At 63.3% G+C, this 16,256-nt stretch carries 16 protein-coding genes; 7 read left to right on the top strand and 9 right to left on the bottom strand.

Annotated features, from left to right (window positions below; genetic code table 11):
• The first annotated feature begins 12 nt into the window (after positions 1-12).
• The 5 genes from ACFWEM_RS03960 (at position 13) to ACFWEM_RS03940 (ending at position 5,906) form a co-directional block, all read left to right on the top strand.
• Entirely contained in the window at positions 13-492 is a 480-nt protein-coding gene (locus ACFWEM_RS03960) for a MarR family winged helix-turn-helix transcriptional regulator (protein ID WP_378531328.1), read from the top strand.
• Complete coding sequence (locus tag ACFWEM_RS03955) at positions 489-1,121, top strand: allophanate hydrolase subunit 1 (protein WP_378531326.1); 633 nt, start codon at positions 489-491, stop codon at positions 1,119-1,121. Before ACFWEM_RS03960 ends, ACFWEM_RS03955 begins: the two co-directional genes overlap by 4 nt.
• Positions 1,118-1,981, top strand: a complete 864-nt coding sequence (locus ACFWEM_RS03950) for a biotin-dependent carboxyltransferase family protein (RefSeq protein WP_378531324.1) — start codon at positions 1,118-1,120, stop codon at positions 1,979-1,981. Before ACFWEM_RS03955 ends, ACFWEM_RS03950 begins: the two co-directional genes overlap by 4 nt.
• A gap of 47 nt (positions 1,982-2,028) precedes the next feature.
• A complete protein-coding gene (locus tag ACFWEM_RS03945; protein WP_378531322.1) occupies positions 2,029-3,579 on the top strand; it encodes a bifunctional 3'-5' exonuclease/DNA polymerase in 1,551 nt (516 codons plus the stop codon).
• A gap of 101 nt (positions 3,580-3,680) precedes the next feature.
• Complete coding sequence (locus ACFWEM_RS03940) at positions 3,681-5,906, top strand: MMPL family transporter (RefSeq protein ID WP_378531320.1); 2,226 nt, start codon at positions 3,681-3,683, stop codon at positions 5,904-5,906.
• A gap of 4 nt (positions 5,907-5,910) precedes the next feature.
• Here the strand turns inward: ACFWEM_RS03940 and ACFWEM_RS03935 are convergent, their stop codons facing one another.
• The 4 genes from ACFWEM_RS03935 to ACFWEM_RS03920 are packed head-to-tail and all read right to left on the bottom strand — an operon-like array spanning position 5,911 to position 8,396.
• Positions 5,911-6,756: a DNA-3-methyladenine glycosylase family protein gene (locus ACFWEM_RS03935; protein WP_378531318.1), complete on the bottom strand. Its 846-nt coding sequence runs from the start codon at positions 6,754-6,756 to the stop codon at positions 5,911-5,913.
• The gene (locus tag ACFWEM_RS03930; RefSeq protein WP_378531316.1) at positions 6,753-7,358 is read right to left on the bottom strand and encodes a methylated-DNA--[protein]-cysteine S-methyltransferase; all 606 of its coding nucleotides are present in this window, start codon (positions 7,356-7,358) and stop codon (positions 6,753-6,755) included. Before ACFWEM_RS03930 ends, ACFWEM_RS03935 begins: the two co-directional genes overlap by 4 nt.
• Positions 7,355-7,909: an RNA polymerase sigma factor gene (locus ACFWEM_RS03925; protein ID WP_378531314.1), complete on the bottom strand. Its 555-nt coding sequence runs from the start codon at positions 7,907-7,909 to the stop codon at positions 7,355-7,357. The genes ACFWEM_RS03930 and ACFWEM_RS03925 overlap by 4 nt, the downstream gene beginning before the upstream one ends.
• The gene (locus tag ACFWEM_RS03920; protein WP_378446906.1) at positions 7,896-8,396 is read right to left on the bottom strand and encodes a methylated-DNA--[protein]-cysteine S-methyltransferase; all 501 of its coding nucleotides are present in this window, start codon (positions 8,394-8,396) and stop codon (positions 7,896-7,898) included. The genes ACFWEM_RS03925 and ACFWEM_RS03920 overlap by 14 nt, the downstream gene beginning before the upstream one ends.
• A gap of 144 nt (positions 8,397-8,540) precedes the next feature.
• On the opposite strand from ACFWEM_RS03920, the gene ACFWEM_RS03915 reads away from it, so the two are divergent.
• The gene (locus ACFWEM_RS03915; protein ID WP_019745442.1) at positions 8,541-9,086 is read left to right on the top strand and encodes a hypothetical protein; all 546 of its coding nucleotides are present in this window, start codon (positions 8,541-8,543) and stop codon (positions 9,084-9,086) included.
• Between the two features lie 34 nt (positions 9,087-9,120).
• Here the strand turns inward: ACFWEM_RS03915 and ACFWEM_RS03910 are convergent, their stop codons facing one another.
• From ACFWEM_RS03910 to ACFWEM_RS03895, 4 genes are all read right to left on the bottom strand, one after another.
• On the bottom strand, positions 9,121-9,858 hold the full coding sequence (locus ACFWEM_RS03910; protein ID WP_378531312.1) for an SDR family NAD(P)-dependent oxidoreductase: 738 nt from the start codon (positions 9,856-9,858) through the stop codon (positions 9,121-9,123).
• Positions 9,855-10,880 carry a phosphotransferase family protein gene (locus ACFWEM_RS03905; protein ID WP_378531310.1) on the bottom strand — a complete coding sequence of 342 codons (1,026 nt, stop codon included), beginning with the start codon at positions 10,878-10,880 and terminating at the stop codon, positions 9,855-9,857. Before ACFWEM_RS03905 ends, ACFWEM_RS03910 begins: the two co-directional genes overlap by 4 nt.
• Positions 10,877-12,088: an acyl-CoA dehydrogenase family protein gene (locus ACFWEM_RS03900; protein ID WP_378531309.1), complete on the bottom strand. Its 1,212-nt coding sequence runs from the start codon at positions 12,086-12,088 to the stop codon at positions 10,877-10,879. The genes ACFWEM_RS03905 and ACFWEM_RS03900 overlap by 4 nt, the downstream gene beginning before the upstream one ends.
• A 75-nt stretch (positions 12,089-12,163) precedes the next feature.
• On the bottom strand, positions 12,164-13,942 hold the full coding sequence (locus ACFWEM_RS03895; RefSeq protein WP_378531307.1) for an ABC transporter ATP-binding protein: 1,779 nt from the start codon (positions 13,940-13,942) through the stop codon (positions 12,164-12,166).
• Positions 13,943-14,037: 95 nt separating this feature from the next.
• Here ACFWEM_RS03895 and ACFWEM_RS03890 point away from each other — a divergent pair, with 95 nt between their 5' ends.
• On the top strand, positions 14,038-14,625 hold the full coding sequence (locus tag ACFWEM_RS03890) for a TetR/AcrR family transcriptional regulator (RefSeq protein WP_378446911.1): 588 nt from the start codon (positions 14,038-14,040) through the stop codon (positions 14,623-14,625).
• Here ACFWEM_RS03890 and ACFWEM_RS03885 read toward each other — a convergent pair.
• Complete coding sequence (locus ACFWEM_RS03885) at positions 14,560-16,095, bottom strand: LuxR C-terminal-related transcriptional regulator (RefSeq protein WP_378531305.1); 1,536 nt, start codon at positions 16,093-16,095, stop codon at positions 14,560-14,562. The genes ACFWEM_RS03890 and ACFWEM_RS03885 overlap by 66 nt on opposite strands.
• Positions 16,096-16,256 lie beyond the last annotated feature (161 nt).

The following is a 16,256-nucleotide window of genomic DNA, read 5'->3' as shown; positions in this document are numbered from 1 at the left end:
TGGGAGATATCCATGAGCGTCGGCGACACAGAAGACGAAGCGATGGCGATCGTGCACTCGCTTCGCGCGCTGACCGTCGACTTGAACGTGGCGGTTTCCGGATTTGCGTCCAAAAACACGATGCACTCCACCGACGTGCGCGCGCTGATCTGCCTTCTCGACGCCGAGCGCTCGAACACACCGGCGACGCCAGGCTGGCTCGGCGCGCAACTGGGCATCAACTCGGCGTCGGTGACCGCGCTCGTCGACCGGATGGTCAAAGCGGGCCACGTAGCTCGGGAACGCGATTCGGCGGACCGCCGGCGAGTGATCTTGCAGGTCACACCAGCGGCGGTCACACTCGGCGAGAGCTTCTTCGGCCCACTCATTTCACGGGCAGTGAGCACCATCGGCAATTACACGGCCACCGAGCGAGCCACCATCGCGAGTTTCATCGTGGCGATGCGAGCGGACGTGGAGCGGGCTCGCATCGATAGGGAGCCCTCCCGGTGACTTGCATACTTCCTGCCGGAGAACGTGCGTTTCTCGTCGACCTCGATTCCGAAGCCGACGTGCTCACATTCACCGAAGCTCTGACGCGAAGCACCCCGGTCGGGGTCGAAGACTTCCTCCCCGCAGCGCGCACCGTTCTGGTCACCTGTAGCCCGACGGCAGATCTCACATACGTCCGGCAGTGCTTGAACTATCTGGAGCAGTCCAAGTCCGCTGCGATCGCGGACGCGCATTCCGAGACCGACCTTCTCACCATCTCCGTCAGGTACGACGGGCCCGACCTCGACGACGTCGCACAGTCACTCGGAATGACCCGATCCGAGGTGGTTGCGGCCCATACCGGGGCGATGTGGCGTTGCGCCTTCATCGGATTCGCACCCGGCTTCGCCTACCTGACTTCAGGCGACACTCGGCTCGACGTACCGCGTCGAACTCAATCACGAACCGCTGTGCCTGCCGGTTCCGTCGCCCTGGCCGCTGGATACAGCGCGGTCTACCCGCGGGCATCACCGGGCGGTTGGCAGATCATCGGAAGCACCGACGCCGTGATGTGGGACCTGAACGCCACACCACCGGCCACCGTTCAACCCGGCAGACGCGTGCGCTTCGTGGACGAGAATCAACGATGAATGGTCTGGAGATGCTCGAAACCGGGCCGCTGAGCCTGATCCAGGACCTCGGACGGATCGGGCACCTTCGCTCGGGTGTCGGGGTTTCCGGAGCGGCAGACAGGCGATCGCTCAAACTCGGCAATCGACTCGTCGGCAACGACGAGGGCGCGGCCGGTATCGAGGTCCTCCTGGGTGGGCTGAGCATGCGGGCGCGCCAAGCGACAACGATCGCGTTCACCGGAGCGCCGGCACAGGCCTACCGCGACGGCATTCCGGTCGGGCATTCGAGCGTGATCTCTCTGCGGGCTGGTCAGACCGTCCGCCTGGACTACGCACCGAGCGGGCTGCGGACGTATCTGACCGTCCGAGGCGGCATTGTGGTTCCCGAGATCCTGGGATCGCGCAGCACCGACACGATGTCCGGGATCGGTCCGGCTCCTCTCGAGCCTGGCGTTGTTCTCCCGATCGGGCCTTCGCCGACCGCGTTCTCACTCGTCGACCTCGCACCGGTGCCGCCGATGACAAACGAGACTCTCGACATTCGAGTCTTGTTCGGTCCGCGTGCAGATCGATTCACCAACCCCGAAACACTCGTCCAGGGCCGATGGGCGGTTTCGACCGACTCTGACCGAATCGGGGCACGCCTCGATCGCGTCGGCGCCGACGAACTGCTTCGACGCACCGATGACACCGAACTGCCCACCGAAGGCGTGGCACTCGGATCGATCCAGGTCCCACCCAGCGGCCAACCTGTCGTGTTCCTCGCCGACCACCCCATCACCGGCGGTTATCCGGTGGTCGGAGTGGTCGCGGACGCAGATATCGACCGGCTCGGCCAAGCCCGCCCGGGTCAGCACATCCGGTTCGTCGGCGCCTGAGCAGCGCCGAGCGTTCTCGTGTCGGACCTTGCCGTCACACTGATGCTGTGCGAGTTGTCCTGGTCCCCGGTAGTACGACGTCCACGGGAGCTGTGACGGCGACTGTCCTACGGACCGATCCCGGTGGAACGCCGCTCGCCGATCCCGTCGAATACCCCGACCTGATCGCAGCGGTGCGCACCATCGAGGAAGCCGAGCACCCGCGGTGGGTGTGGCCGAGTACGGCGACCGTGTACCCACCGCTACTGCGGGCAGGCGTACGGGTTCAGCGGTGCCACGACATCTCCCTGACTCGCGCGATCCTCGGAATGCGCGTCGGCAAACCGTCACCACCTGCCGACGAGTTCGACGACGACCGCCTCGGTCTCTTCGACACCGCCCCCGTTCTCGATCCCCTCGCCGTCGCCACCGAATTCGCCGAGCAGCGCGCAACCGTCGGCGCGGACGCTCGACTGGACTTGTTGATCGCAGCAGAATCGGCCGGCGCTCTCAGCGCCGCCGAAATGACGCACACGGGCCTTCCGTTCTCGACGCAGAAGCATCGCGAACTCCTCGAAGAACGGCTGGGGCCGCGGCCGACGGGATACGACCTCCCCGCTCGTATGCAGGAACTTGCCGCACAGATCAGTGAGGTATTCGGGCGCACCGTCAATCCTTCGTCGTCGGTGGAGATCACCGAGGCGTTCGGGCGTCAGGGCATCGAACTGCCGTCGACGCGCAAGTGGTTTCTGCAGGAAATCGATCATCCGGCTGTGCCGCTACTCCTTCGTCACCGCGAACTCGCCAAGCTGTACAGCACCAACGGTTGGCAGTGGATGGACAGTTGGGTGCGGGGAGATCGATTCCGTCCGATCTACGTTCCCGGTGGTGTCGTGTCCGGCAGGTGGGCGAGCCGAGGCGGCGGGGCCCTCCAGATTCCGAAGACCATGCGCTCGAGCGTCGTCGCCGATCCGGGCCACCTGTTCGTCGTCGCCGACGCCGGTCAGCTCGAGCCCCGAATTCTGGCTGCCATGTCCGGCGACCGCCGCATGATGGCCGCCGCCGGGGACGACGACCTGTACGCACTTGTCGGTGCCGAAGCCTTCGGCGGTGATCGCGCAAAAGCCAAGGTCGCAATCCTCGGAGTCCTGTACGGGGCGACGGCGGGTGAAGCCAAAGCACTACTCATCTTGTTGCGGAAGCGATTCCCGGTCGCCGTCGAGTACGTCGAGCAAGCTGCGAAGGCAGGCGAGCGCGGCGAGGTGGTTCGGTCACTGCTCGGCCGGGCCTGTCCCCCACCGTCTCCCGACTTCTACTCCCACGGCGACGCTCATGCCCGCGGTCGTTTCACGCGGAACTTCGTCGTGCAGGCCACCGCGTCCGAGTGGGCGCTGTGCCTCCTGGCCGACCTCAGGCGACGCCTCGCCGAAGATCCGGACGGCGAGTTGGTCTTCTTCCAGCACGACGAAGTGGTCGTGCATACCCGCAACCCCGAAACCGGTACCGCGCACGTGTTGGCCGCAGCGGCTTCGGCAACTCGATTGCTGTTCGGCGACACAGTGGTCCGTTTTCCCATGGACGTCGCAGCCCGCGAGACATACGGCAAAGGCACTTCGTAGCGTCGTCAATTCCACTCCAAGTGGTTCCACCGCGCCCGTATTGCGTGTTCTACTGAAAACGTTGCTTTGTTGGTGCTGGTCGACTGCGTTCGAGGAGAACCATGACCAAGCTGGATACAACTGACGCAGAACGGAACGAGCACGGAGCGGTCAAACGCCGTCGCCTGCCGATCTTCACCGTGATCGCCCTTGCGATCTTCGCCTTCGTCGCAGGCGGTTTCGGTGGTTCGTTCCAAGGCAAACTCGCCGAGGTACAAAAGAACGACAACGCCTCCTACCTCCCGAGTTCCGCCGAATCGACGATCGTCAGCAACCAATCCGCGAACTTCCTGGCAGTCGAGACCATCCCTGGTTTTGTTCTGTTCCATCGAGATTCGGCCCTCACCGAGGCAGACAAGTCTGCAATCAACTCGGCGTACGACGCCATTTCCGTCGTCTCCGGAGTAGATGCCGACGGTATGCAGCCCACCCAGTACTCCGCCGACGGCACAACTGCGTCGATCTTCGTGCCACTCGTCGCCAAGGAAGGCGACACCGCCGTGGCAGGAGATGTTCTGGCGACCACCGAACAGAACGTCATCGACGCCGCGAAGCAGGCTGCCGGGGATGTCGAGGTACTGCCCGCCGGACCAGGTGGGCTACTCGTTGCCTTCATCGACGCCTTCGCCGGTCTGGACGGAGCGCTGCTGGGTGCGGCACTTCTGGTCGTGATCCTCATCCTGCTTGTCGTGTACCGGTCGCCTGTCCTGTGGTTCTTTCCGCTGTTCTCCGCACTTCTCGCAATCGGCTTGTCCTCGATGGTGATCTACTTCCTCGCGAAGGCCGAAGTACTCACGTTGACCGGCCAATCCCAAGGCATCCTCTTTGTCCTGGTGATCGGTGCCGGTACCGACTACGCCCTACTCTTGATTTCTCGCTATCGCGAAGAACTGCACACGTATCCCAACCGCTTCGACGCGATGATCAAGGCCTGGCGCGAGTCTGCGCCGGCCATCACCGCTTCGGCTGTCACCGTAATTCTCGGTCTGCTGTGTCTGACATTCTCTCAACTCAACTCCAACAAGAGCCTCGGACCCGTCGCCGCCATCGGCATCGCCTGCACCTACCTGGTGATGATGACGTTCATGCCGGTCGCTCTGGCCGCCACCGGACGGTGGGTCTTCTGGCCGCGCAAGCCCAAGGTCGATCACGCCGCAGACCTTACGACGCACGGGATGTGGGGCAAGATCGCCGAGGCCGTCGGCAGCAAGGACCGTCCACTGTGGATCGGCGCCACTGTCTTGTTGATCATCCTGTTCGCAGCCGGGATCGGCAGTCTCAAAACCGACGGCCTGACATCCACCGAAAGCTTCACCAACCGCCCCGACGCCGTTGTCGGACAAGAACTCTACGACTCGAAGTTCGATCCCGGAGCCGGCGCACCGGCCGTGATCACCACAAACGCCGATCAGGCTGATGCCGTCATCAAGGCTGCCAGCGGTGTCGAAGGTATCTCGCAGGATCCGGGCGCCGTCTGCACGCAGGTGGACGTCGCGAAGGTCAGCGATCTGATCAAGACCAACCCCGCTGCCGTCGCACAAGCCGCTGCTGCGGGTTGCGCCCCTGCAGCTTTCACCGTTGCACCGATCGACGGCCGAAGCATGATCAACGCAACCCTCGCCGACTCCTACGATTCACCGCAGGCACTCGACACCGTCAAGCGACTGCGGACGGCGGTGCACGACGTGCCCGGTGCCGACGCACTTGTCGGCGGCAGCACGGCCACCACCCTCGACGTCCAGGCCGCCTCGGTCCGCGACAGAAACCTGATCATCCCGATCGTGCTGGTGGTGATCTTCCTGGTCCTGGCCGCTTTGCTTCGCGCTCTGCTGATCCCGGTGATTCTCATTGTCACCGTGGTGCTTTCCTTCGCGGCGACACTCGGCGTGAGCGGATTCTTCTTCACCCACGTATTCGGGTTCGCCGGGGCTGATCAATCGTTCCCGCTGTTCGCCTTCGTGTTCCTGGTCGCTTTGGGTATCGACTACAACATCTTCCTGATGACCCGAGTGCGGGAGGAGACGGGAGAATTCGGCACCCGCTCAGGTGTTCTGCGCGGCCTTGCCGTGACGGGCGGTGTGATCACCTCAGCCGGAATCGTCTTGGCCGCAACATTTGCCGTGCTGGGCATCCTGCCACTGGTCTTCCTCGCCGAGATCGGATTTGCCGTGGCCTTCGGCGTGCTGCTCGATACGATCATCGTGCGCAGCGTCCTGGTTCCGGCGCTCTCGCACGACATCGGGAAACGCATCTGGTGGCCGTCCGAACTGGCCCGCGCAAAAGACTGATCGACTACAGAAACGCTTCTTTTGTCCACAGGTGAAAGAGTGCGTAGGCACGCCAGGGCCGCCAGCGCTCCGACAACGCTGCTGCCTCTTTGCCTGACGAAACCCCCAGCGCACGTTTCAACACCAGATCATCGGGTACAAATGCGTCGCGATCACCAAGAATTCGAACGGTGAGATAGTCAGCGGTCCACGGTCCGATTCCCGGTAGCGCCAACAACTCTTGTCGAAATTGGACGGGATCCGCATCCCAGGTGAGTTCGAGGCCGTCCGCTGCGGCAGTTGCCAACGTATGCACCGTTCTTGCGCGCGCCGTGGTCAATCCGACGGCTTTCTGAATGTTCTCCGGCGATTGCGCTGCAACCGCGCCCGGATCAGGGAAGGCAAGAAACTCCCCGTCCACCGACTCCCCGAATGCGCCGACAAAGCGTCCACCGAACGTCCTCGCCGCGCCGAGCGAAACTTGTTGTCCCAGAACGGTAAGCACCGCCGTCTCGAACCCGTCCACGGAGCCGAGTACCCGCAATCCCGGACGGGCCGCCACGAGTGGGGCCAACAACCGGTCGCCTCCGAACGCTGCCTCGACAGCGGTGTGATCGGCGTCGAGGTCGAGCCAGCGACGCACGGTCGCCTCGAGTACCTCGGAATCCGATTCCGGTGCAGCAGCATCCACCACCACGTAGTCATCACTCCACGACACCGACACGACTGCCGGGCCGGAAGGCAACGGTATGACCCTGGTGTGAACACCGTCGTCGTGACGCTCCAAGCCGGCGATACAGTGAGCCCGCAATGCGCCAGTGAGCGGTTCGACCGCATACGGTTTCTGAAAGTACAGCTTCACCTCGCTCACCGGCTCGATTCCAGATCCAGCAGAATCGCTTTCAATTCGGGGCCACCCGCGTACTGCCCGAGGCTGCCGTCGCTGCGCACCACCCGGTGGCACGGGACCACCAACGGCAACGGATTCTTGGCACACGCCGTCCCTACGGCACGTACGGCACGTGGACTACCCGACGCTGCTGCGACCACCGAATAGCTTGCGGTGTGGCCATATTCGATTTCGGGGAGATGGCGCAACACTTCGCGTCGGAACCCCTTCGCGAGTTGAAAATCCAAGTTCAGATCGAATTCCCTACGCGCACCGGCAAAGTACTCGTCCAGCTCCCGAGCGACGTTGTCGAGCCTCCGCGGATAATGGAGCACTCGGGGGCTGACAGTGTCGGACAATCGTTCCAAAACCAGATCGTGCCCTTCGACGGCAAAAGCAACCCGCACCAAACCCACATCAGTGGCCGCCAGCAGTAGCTTTCCAACAGGTGAATCGACGGTTCGGTACGCCACGTCGATCAATTCGGCTTCGGAGGCCTCCGTGGCCAGGCGCGCGCGAAGCCGGGTCAGAGCGTCGGCGTCAACGGCTGGAAGTGCCTCGAACACTTCGGCGTCGGTATTCATGAGTGACTCCCTTCCGCAGCGGTGGCGGACAAGTAATTTCTTCGTAAGGTGGCGATACCGTCGGCGCCCGCACGTCTGGCGGCTGCCGGAGTATTACCGAGGATGTCCGCGATCTCGGCGTACGGCAGCCCACCCAGAAAGTGATAGGCAACTGCCGCACGTTGTTTGAGTGGTAGTTGTTCGAGTGCGTCCCACAGTTCGTGATCCCATGTGCCCGGTACGCCGATTCGCGTCGGCAATTCCGGAACGTCGTCTGTCGGAACGGCCACGCGGGCACGCACTCGGGTGATGTCGATAGCCTTGCGGTGCGCGATGGTCACCAGCCAGGCTTCGATGTTCGCGTCCGGGTTCAGATCCGGATAGGCCCGCATCGCTGCGATGAACGTCTCGGACCACGCGTCCTCGGCGTCGACGGGACCGACCACCGCACGGCAGACCCGAAGGACCACAGCACCGTATTCGGTCACGACGTCTTCGAACGGTTTCAGTGTCACGATCGGTAGACGTTCCCGATCACCGAATTGTGAGTCGAGCGCATCAGAAGAGGACATCCGATTCGCCGCCGTGCTCTCGATCGAGGAGGAAGCGCTTGCGTTCGAGGCCGCCGGCAAAACCGGTCAGGCTTCCGTCGCTTCCGACCACGCGATGGCAGGGAACGATGATGCTGATCGGATTCTTACCGTTCGCCGCAGCGGCCGCGCGGATCGCAAGTGGGTTACCCAAAGTTTGCGCGAGCTCCATGTAGGTCCAGGTTTCGCCGTACGGGATCGTTCGCAAGACGTCCCACACTCGCTTCTGGAACTCTGTACCCACGGGCGCCAGCGGCACGGAGAACTCCGTGCGATCACCCTCGAAGTACTCCGTGAGCTGCGATTCGACTTCACCGAAGACCGCCGGGGAACGATCACCGAATGTGGACTCGTCCGGCTTGTGACGATGCTCCGCCATGTACAGCCCGCAGAGGTTCTCACCTGCCGCTACCAGCGTCAACGCCCCGATCGGCGAGTCGATCACGGTATGCGTCCGGATTGCCGTCATGTCTCGATCCTTCCAGGTTGCGCGGTGCAGCAGGCAGCGGGTGAATTGATTGTCCGCGCTGGCACCGACACCTCGAAGACGCCGCGCGCCTCGTGAATGTGAGATTTACCTGTACTTTGACGTCACATCAGGCAGTATCGAGGGATGGCTCTAGTTTTGCCCGGAAGCTCCACCGTCGTCCGCTCCGTCGGCGACGTGGTGCACTGGTCCCTGTCCACGGTCGCTTTTGCGGTCACCCTGCCCACTCGACTCGAGGCGCTCCTCTTCTCCGTCGAGAGGTTGGTGGCACGCATCAACCAGATCGCCGACAACGCCGACCGCGTCGTCATCGGGGCCGCCGCCGTGACCGTTCGAGCGGAGACGTTGGTCGAAGCAGTCGAGCAGACCTCGGACATCGCGGGACAGCTCCTCGAGATCTACGAGCCCATTGCCCTGCAGCTCGCGCCGCTGGCCGCAAGGTTCGCCGACGACCTTTCCGAGGCGGAGGTCAGCGCCGCGATCAAACTGATCGACCAACTGCCGGAGCTTACCGACCGGGTGACCGCGGTGCTGCCCATCCTCGGAACCCTGGACTCCGTCTCGCCCGAGATCCATGAACTCCTGGGAGTGGTCAAGGACCTGCGGCAGGCGATCGTCGGAGTTCCCGGCTTTCACTTTTTCCGCAAGCGAGGCGAAGCCAAGCTCGATTGATACCGTCGAGGCGAAGCCAAGCTCGATTGATTTTTCAGGCCGAGTAGCCGTTGGTTCCGGCCCGCGTCATGACGACCTTCGGAACTACTGCTCGAGACGAGAGTTTGAGCAGACCGTCCACCAACTCGACGATGTCGTCGACCTTGATCATTTTGTCGGGTGTGATCCGATCGTGCGTCCACGCCGACATGTCCGTGTCGACGTAGCCGGGAGCGATGGCCGTCGCACTGACGCCGTTTCCGGATTCCTCGGCGTTGAGAGCCTCCACCATCGAAATCAGTGCAGCTTTGGTGGCTCCGTACACCGCCAGACCGCTCTCGGCATACACGCCGGCCATCGAGGCGAGGGCGATCACCTTTGCTCCGCCGGCGAGGTCGGCGTCTGCCGCATTGCGCAGGAGCGGCAGCGATGCTTGCAGGAGCGCGAACGGCGTCCGGAGATTGACGGCGACGGTCTTGTCGAAACGTCGCATGGGGTAGTCGGCTACTCGCCCACTGGTTCCCACTCCGGCGTTGAGGATGAGGGCCCGCATGGAGCCGAATCGCTCGCCGTGTGTGGCGACGAGCGCTGCGGCGAAGTCCTCGTCCGCCATGTCGCCGGCCGAGACTACGACGTCCGGCGACCCGGCGCGCGTAAGTTCTTCGGCGACGACGGCGAGTCGTTCGGCGTCGCGCGCGGTAATGGTCAGCCCGTACCCTTGCGCAGCCAAGCGTGTTGCGATGCCAAGCCCGATTCCCTTGGAGGCGCCGGTGACCAGTGCTGATCGACTCATTCGAACTTCCCTTGCAGTGCGTTGAGTCCGGCCGAGATCAGTTCCGGCACAGAAGATCCAGCCTTGTCGAATCCCCCGCCGACGGTGGCACCGGCCCGGAATCGGTGATCGATACCTTGCGCCACGACGGCGAGCTTGAAGAACCCGAGCGCCATGTAGAAGTTCCAGTGCGCCAACTCTCGACCCGATACGGTCGAATATCGTTGCGCCAGATCGACAACCGAGGGTAGCGAGGGACTGGTCCACGCGGCGGGCTCACCCAGAACCAGATCCAACGCGGGGTGCCGGTAGACGCACATCATCGCGATGTCCGCCAGCGGATCTCCCAGCGTCGACAGTTCCCAGTCCACCACTGCGGCAACCTTGGTGACGTCGTTGGCTTCGAGAATCGTGTTGTCGATCCGGTAGTCGCCGTGCACGATCGACGAAGCGGATTCGGCCGGAATCATGTCCGCGAGGCTTGACGCCAACCTGTCCACGTCTGCCGAGTCCTCGGTCTTGACGCGTGACCATTGACCGGCCCACAACTTCACCTGTCGGGCTACGTAACCGTCGGGTCGGCCGAGTTTACCAAGACCCACTGCGTTGTAGTCGACGTCGTGCAGGGCGGCCAGGACGCGCACCAACTCGTCGGTACACTGCGTGACCTGTTCTGCCGGAACCGCTTCCAGTTCGGTTTTGGTCCGGATCACTTGGCCGGTGACGAACTCGACCACCGTGAACGAGGCGCCCATCACCGCGGCGTCCTCGCACAGCACGACAGTCGGAGCGACGGGTACTGCAGTGTTCTGCAACGCCGAGGTGATTCGGAACTCGCGCGCGACGTCATGCGCCGACGGTGTGAGACCGGCAGTGGGCGGACGACGCAGAATCCACTTCGAGTTGTCGTCGAAGATTCCGTAGGTGAGGTTGGATTTACCGCCCGAGATCAGTTCGGCTCGCAACTCACCGCTGACAGTGACGTCGGAGGCCTGCAGATACTTGTGCAGCGCCGCCAGATCGAGTCCTGGAAAGTCCGTCACTTCGACGCCTCCTGCGCAGCCCGCTTCGCAGCTCCGACAACACGTTTCGCAATGGCCCAACGATGAACCTCGGACGGGCCGTCGTAGACGCGGAAGGGACGCACTTCGCGGGACAACCGTGCCAGCGGTAGATCGCCGGACACGCCCATTCCGCCACACATCTGAATGGAGCGGTCGACGATCCGGAAGATCGCCTCAGCCGCGTAGGTCTTGGCGATGGACGTCGCGTTGCTTGCGTGCCCGCCCTGATCGAGTTCGAAGCAGGCCTGCACCAGGAGTGCGCGGCTGGCTGCGATGTCGATCTCGTTGTCGGCGACCATCTTCTGGATCATGCCGAGATCACCGAGTTTCGAGCCGAAGCCTTCTCGTTCGGCAACTCTGGCCACGGCAACGTCGTGGCCGCGGCGCGCCGCACCGAGCCAGCGCATCACGTGGGTCATCCGGGCGGGACCGAGACGAACCTGCGCGTAGGCGAAACCCTGATCGACCTCGCCGAGAACTGCCTCGTCGGGAACGAACAGGTCCTCGAACGAGACCTCGCAGTGCCCGCCGATCATGGCCTTGTCGAGGGTGTCGATGTGTCGACCCACGTGAAGGCCTGCTGTGTCCGTCGGCGCCAGGAACATGGTCGCGCCGCCGCGCTGCCCCGGCTCGCCGGAGGTGCGCGCCATGATGATGAAGAATCCGGCACCGTCGGCGCCGGTGATGAACCACTTCTTACCGTTGATCTTCCAGCCGCCGGGAACCTTCTCCGCGCGGGTGTTCAAGGCCGAGGGATCGGATCCGGCTCCGGGCGCGGGTTCGGTCATGGCGAATGCCGACCGCATGTCCCCGCTTGCGAGCGGCGCGAGGAACTGCTGCTTCTGCGCTTCGTTCGCGACGTGGGCAAGCATGTGAACATTGCCCTCGTCCGGCGCAGCGATGTTGAGCGCCGTCGGCCCGAAGAGCGAGTAGCCGGCTTCTTCGAAGACCGGCGCGCGATCACTCATGTTGAGCCCGTGACCGCCGTACTCGATCGGCGCATGGGGAGCGAAGACACCGGCTTCTTTTGCCGCAGCCTGCATCTCGATGCGAATGGCATCGCCACCCGCGACCGCGATGTCACCGGCATGTTCGTCTTCGATGGGGAGCACTACGTTGCGAGTGAAGTCGCGCGTCTTCTCGATCAGCGCCACCACCTCGGGCGCGTACGTCAGATCGATTGCCACCAGCCACCTCCGAAAGAACATCCCGACCGAGCGATCGCTCGGTACGAGCACTCTCGCACACGCCGACGCGTCGGGTCAACAATCTTCGAGCATTGCCTCACCCTGATCCAGCCGGCCGGCAACCACCATGTCGCGGTACAGATCGTCCTTGTCCATGAGCTCGTCATGGTTGCCGATGTTCCGGATCCGACCGTCCTCCATCACGACGATCCAGTCAGCGTCGCGCACGGTCGAGAGCCGGTGAGCGATGGTCACCACGGCCCCGGTGCGTGCACGTTCGTTGATCGCGTCGACTATGGCGGCTTCGGTGAGCGTGTCGACCTGGGCAGTGGCTTCGTCGAGCAGAAGCAAAGCACTCGGCCGCAGAACTGCGCGCGCCATCGCGATCCGCTGACGTTGGCCACCGGACAGCGAGGTGGCCGTCAGAGCGGTGTCGAGTCCGTTGGGCAGGGCCTCGATCGCGTCGTCGAGCCGGAGCAAGCGCAAAACAGCCTGAACTTCTTCGTCCGTTGCGTCGGGATGACTGAAGACGACGTTCTCCCGAATCGTTCCGGGTACCACCGGTGTCTCCTGCTCCACGTACGCGAGACTCTCGCGCACAGCGCGGTGATCTAGCGCGTCGTAACCGACTCCGTGCAGGAGAACCTCACCCGATCTCGGTTCGACGAATCGCAACACCGTCGAGAGCAAGGTCGTCTTACCCGCACCCGACGGACCGACGATGGCCATGTGCCCGCGCTCCGGAATGACGAGCGAGACATCACGCAACGCCGGCCGGTGCGAGCCGTGGTAGCTCACAGTGACATCGCGCAACTCGATGAGCGGCGCGGCAGCATTCGTGTTCTCGACGACGTTCACGACCTCGTCGTACTTCTCGGTGGGCAACGACTGCATCTCGCGGATTCGGATAGCCGCCGCGATTCCCGACTGAACGGAGGTCACGTTCTGCGCAAGCTCCGACACCGGCCCCATCAGGGTGAAGGCGTAAAGCAGAAACGCGATGAGCGTCGAGACGGCCATTTCGCCGTCGGCGACTCGCCAGGCACCAAAGCCCAAGATGGCAATGATCGAGCCTTGAATGGCGGTCCACGCGACAGTCCAGGCAGTTGCCGACACTCGCACCGCGGTGATCGCATGCTTTTTCGCATCGGACGCATTGTTCGTCACCAGAGCGCCGACGCGATCCTCGGCGAGGGAAACCTTGACCGTCCGGATCGCACGCAAGCCACCCTCGAGAACGCCGCCGAGCTGACCGAGCGATTCCTGGGTCCGCGCTTCGGCCGCGGAAATCCGAGGCATCAGAACGGCAAAGAGTATGGAGGCGAACACGATTGCCACCATGGTCACGCCCAACAACGGCAGATCCAGAACGCCCATCAGAACAATCGTTCCGATGGTCAACGCGGCTGCGTTCAGAATATTCACTGCGGCCGACGACGCCGCCTCCCTCAGCAGCAAGGTGTCCGACGTGACTCGGGTGACCAATTCACCGACCGATCGCGATTGCAGCGAAGGCACGGTCGCGGCGAGGAATCGCCTGACCAGCGAAGACCTGGCGTCGAAGACAACCTTCTCGGCGGCGGTTCCGAGAACGATCCACTGAGCACAGCCGAGCACCGCACCGACGACCAGAAGGACGACGAGCGTGAGGATCGGCCCCTTCAGTGACGCACCGGTATCGAGGGTGTCGAGAACCCACTTGGTGACCATCGGCGTTGCCAGCGTTGCCGCGGAGCCGCACAGCGCCAAGACCAATCCGAGGAGGAGCGACGGCAGGTGCGGGCGAGCGAACTCCGAGAGGACGCGGAGATTGCTCCATTTCGGCGCGGGCTGAGGAGCATCGGATTCAAGCATGAATTTATGGAACACGAATGTTCCATAAAGGGCAAGAGGAATTCCGATACGGAAACACTGGATACCGAAACCGGACACGGCTACGCTTCGAATTCGTGACAACGATCCACAGCGCACCAGAACAAAGCGCGACCCGCGAGCGCACACGAAAGGCCATCCTCGATGCCGCCGTTTCGGTGTTCGCATCCAAGCCTGCCGCGACGCTCAGCGAGATCGCTGCAGCCGCGAAAGTCGGCCGGACCACCTTGCACCGTTACTTTCCCGAACGGTCAGACCTGGTCGACGCCGTCGCGGCCGAGGCCACCCGCGCCGTCGGAGAGGCCGCAGCAGCGGCGCGTCTCGGTGAGGGCTCCGGAGCAGAGGCACTGGTGCGCCTGTGCCACGAATACTTCGAACTGGCCGATCTTTTGACGGTCCTGTTCTTCACTCCCGGCGTGTATCAAGAAGATTCGTTTGCCGAGTCCGCGTCGAACGACGACGGAGTCAGCGACGCCATCGAGCGCGGACACTCCGACGGTTCCATCGACCCCGACATGGGTTCGGACTGGGTGCAGAACCTGCTGTGGTCACTGCTCTACACGTCGATGGACTACGTGAACCGCGGTTCCGGGACGCGACTACAGGCCTTGGACCTGACGGTTCGCAGCCTCCGCCGCGGAATCGCGCCCGATCCCGCGGTCTAGGTTGTCGGCTGCTTGAACAGCGGCACGCCGTTTGGTCACGCCTAGTTTGCGGTAGATCGAGCGAATGTGAGTCTTCACAGTGGGATAGGCGATGCCGAGGTGCGCAGCGATCTCGTCTGCAGTCATCGTGGTGCGCAGAAAAGTGAGGATCTCTTTCTCACGTTCCGTCAGGACTCCGGCGAGTTGGGCAGAGAGCCTGCCCCGTTTTTCCAGAATCGTGCGCAGGAGCTCCTGGTGTCTCGACCCCTGTGTTGCGTGCGCGTTCAACAGATCGACGATTACCGGATCGCCGCTGAGAAATGGGGCGAGAATCCGCTCGGGGATTGCTTCCGCCAGCGCACGATCCAACTGCTCGTGCGCCTGCGGTCCACGCCCGGCGACGGAGCTCAGGGCGGCAGACGTGACCAGGGTGCTCACCAGCGCATATCGCGGCAGCGCGGCCGAGGTTGCCAAGCGAAGCGCTTGAGCCGACGGTTCCGGATCCCCCATGACTCGGTAGAGCTCCGCGAGAAGCGCGTGAGCGACCGCAGCACCTGTTCTGGTCAGCGTGGGCATTGCGATGCGGCGAGCTTGCTCGTCCTGTCCTTGAGCGTGGGCGAGCCAGGCCGTGGTGACGCGCCGCAGCGTATCCCAAGGAATGCCGTGCTTGTCCGCAGTGCTCACGCCTCTCAGCAGACGAGCGGCGTTGTGGTACCGATCTTCCCGGTTCAGAGCGATCAGGCTCATCACCAAGTACAGACGGGCGAGCGCCTCGAAATTGGTTCCGGGACTGCCCTCTACGATGATCGAGTCGAACTGAGCGATCGCCTCCTCGAAGTCGCCACGCCAGTAAGCGATGCACCCTCGATTCGACTGTGGGAGACCGCCTTCGAAGCGTTCCCAATCGGACGCCACCTCTCGCGCAGGAAGGCCGTCGAGGATCCGTTCGGCTTCGGTGAATACTCCTGCGTGGGTGAGCGCAAAAGCCAAATTGGATTGTGCGAGACGCAACGTCTCCGTACGCGACTGCAACTGCGCCTCGTCGCTCGCGGAGCGAAGTAGCGCGATTGCACGAGGAAGGTCACGACGAAGCCTGATCTCGGTCCACCCGAGGAGGAAAAGCGCGGACGGGTAATCGTCCTCGGGCTCACACTGGGCGAGCGCGTGGCGAGCACGATCGGCGATGACGGCCTTGGTCGAGGTGTCCGGAGCGAGCAGCAGGTCGGTGAAGCAGACGACAAAATCGTCGGACGCCACCCGCAGACCCTGCCCGCGGAGAAACTCCGCGCCGTACGGATCGCCGCTGAGATCGCGGCAGCACGCCCGTATCAGCAGGATGTGCGGATCGTGCGGATCGGGATGCGCAAGGCAGAGTTGCTCGAGTTCCCTGGTGTGAGATTCGAGAATCAAACGAAGCCAGTTTTTCCGCAGGACGCGTCGAGCCTGCTCCGCCTCACCAGATGCGAGTGCGTCGCGCACGGCTTCGATCATGTGTCGAAGATACTCGAGACGTTCGATGTCCGTGGAGATCCGGTCTCATCCGCTTCGGATGAGACCGCGATCGAAGCCTGCGGAAACCAGTGAGAATTGCCGGAATCAACCGAAATGCGCTAGTCGGCGGAATCCCGGTGCGCAGGCCTGACACGAAACGG

The sequence above is a fragment of the Rhodococcus sp. NPDC060176 genome, assembly GCF_042728675.1.
Classification (GTDB): Bacteria; Actinomycetota; Actinomycetes; order Mycobacteriales; family Mycobacteriaceae; genus Rhodococcus_F.
Note: the sequence above shows the minus strand (reverse complement) of the source record. Positions and strands in the feature narration are given on the sequence as shown.

Excerpts from the sequence above, each read along its gene's own strand:
- ACFWEM_RS03915 (WP_019745442.1), top strand. The coding sequence starts at position 8,541 with ATGGCTCTAGTTTTGCCCGGAAGCTCCACCGTCGTCCGCTCCGTCGGC.
- ACFWEM_RS03925 (WP_378531314.1), bottom strand. The coding sequence starts at position 7,909 with ATGTCCTCTTCTGATGCGCTCGACTCACAATTCGGTGATCGGGAACGT.
- ACFWEM_RS03885 (WP_378531305.1), bottom strand. The coding sequence starts at position 16,095 with ATGATCGAAGCCGTGCGCGACGCACTCGCATCTGGTGAGGCGGAGCAG.
- ACFWEM_RS03950 (WP_378531324.1), top strand. The coding sequence starts at position 1,118 with ATGAATGGTCTGGAGATGCTCGAAACCGGGCCGCTGAGCCTGATCCAG.
- ACFWEM_RS03930 (WP_378531316.1), bottom strand. The coding sequence starts at position 7,358 with ATGAATACCGACGCCGAAGTGTTCGAGGCACTTCCAGCCGTTGACGCC.
- ACFWEM_RS03960 (WP_378531328.1), top strand. The coding sequence starts at position 13 with ATGAGCGTCGGCGACACAGAAGACGAAGCGATGGCGATCGTGCACTCG.
- ACFWEM_RS03895 (WP_378531307.1), bottom strand. The coding sequence starts at position 13,942 with ATGCTTGAATCCGATGCTCCTCAGCCCGCGCCGAAATGGAGCAATCTC.
- ACFWEM_RS03910 (WP_378531312.1), bottom strand. The coding sequence starts at position 9,858 with ATGAGTCGATCAGCACTGGTCACCGGCGCCTCCAAGGGAATCGGGCTT.
- ACFWEM_RS03940 (WP_378531320.1), top strand. The coding sequence starts at position 3,681 with ATGACCAAGCTGGATACAACTGACGCAGAACGGAACGAGCACGGAGCG.
- ACFWEM_RS03920 (WP_378446906.1), bottom strand. The coding sequence starts at position 8,396 with ATGACGGCAATCCGGACGCATACCGTGATCGACTCGCCGATCGGGGCG.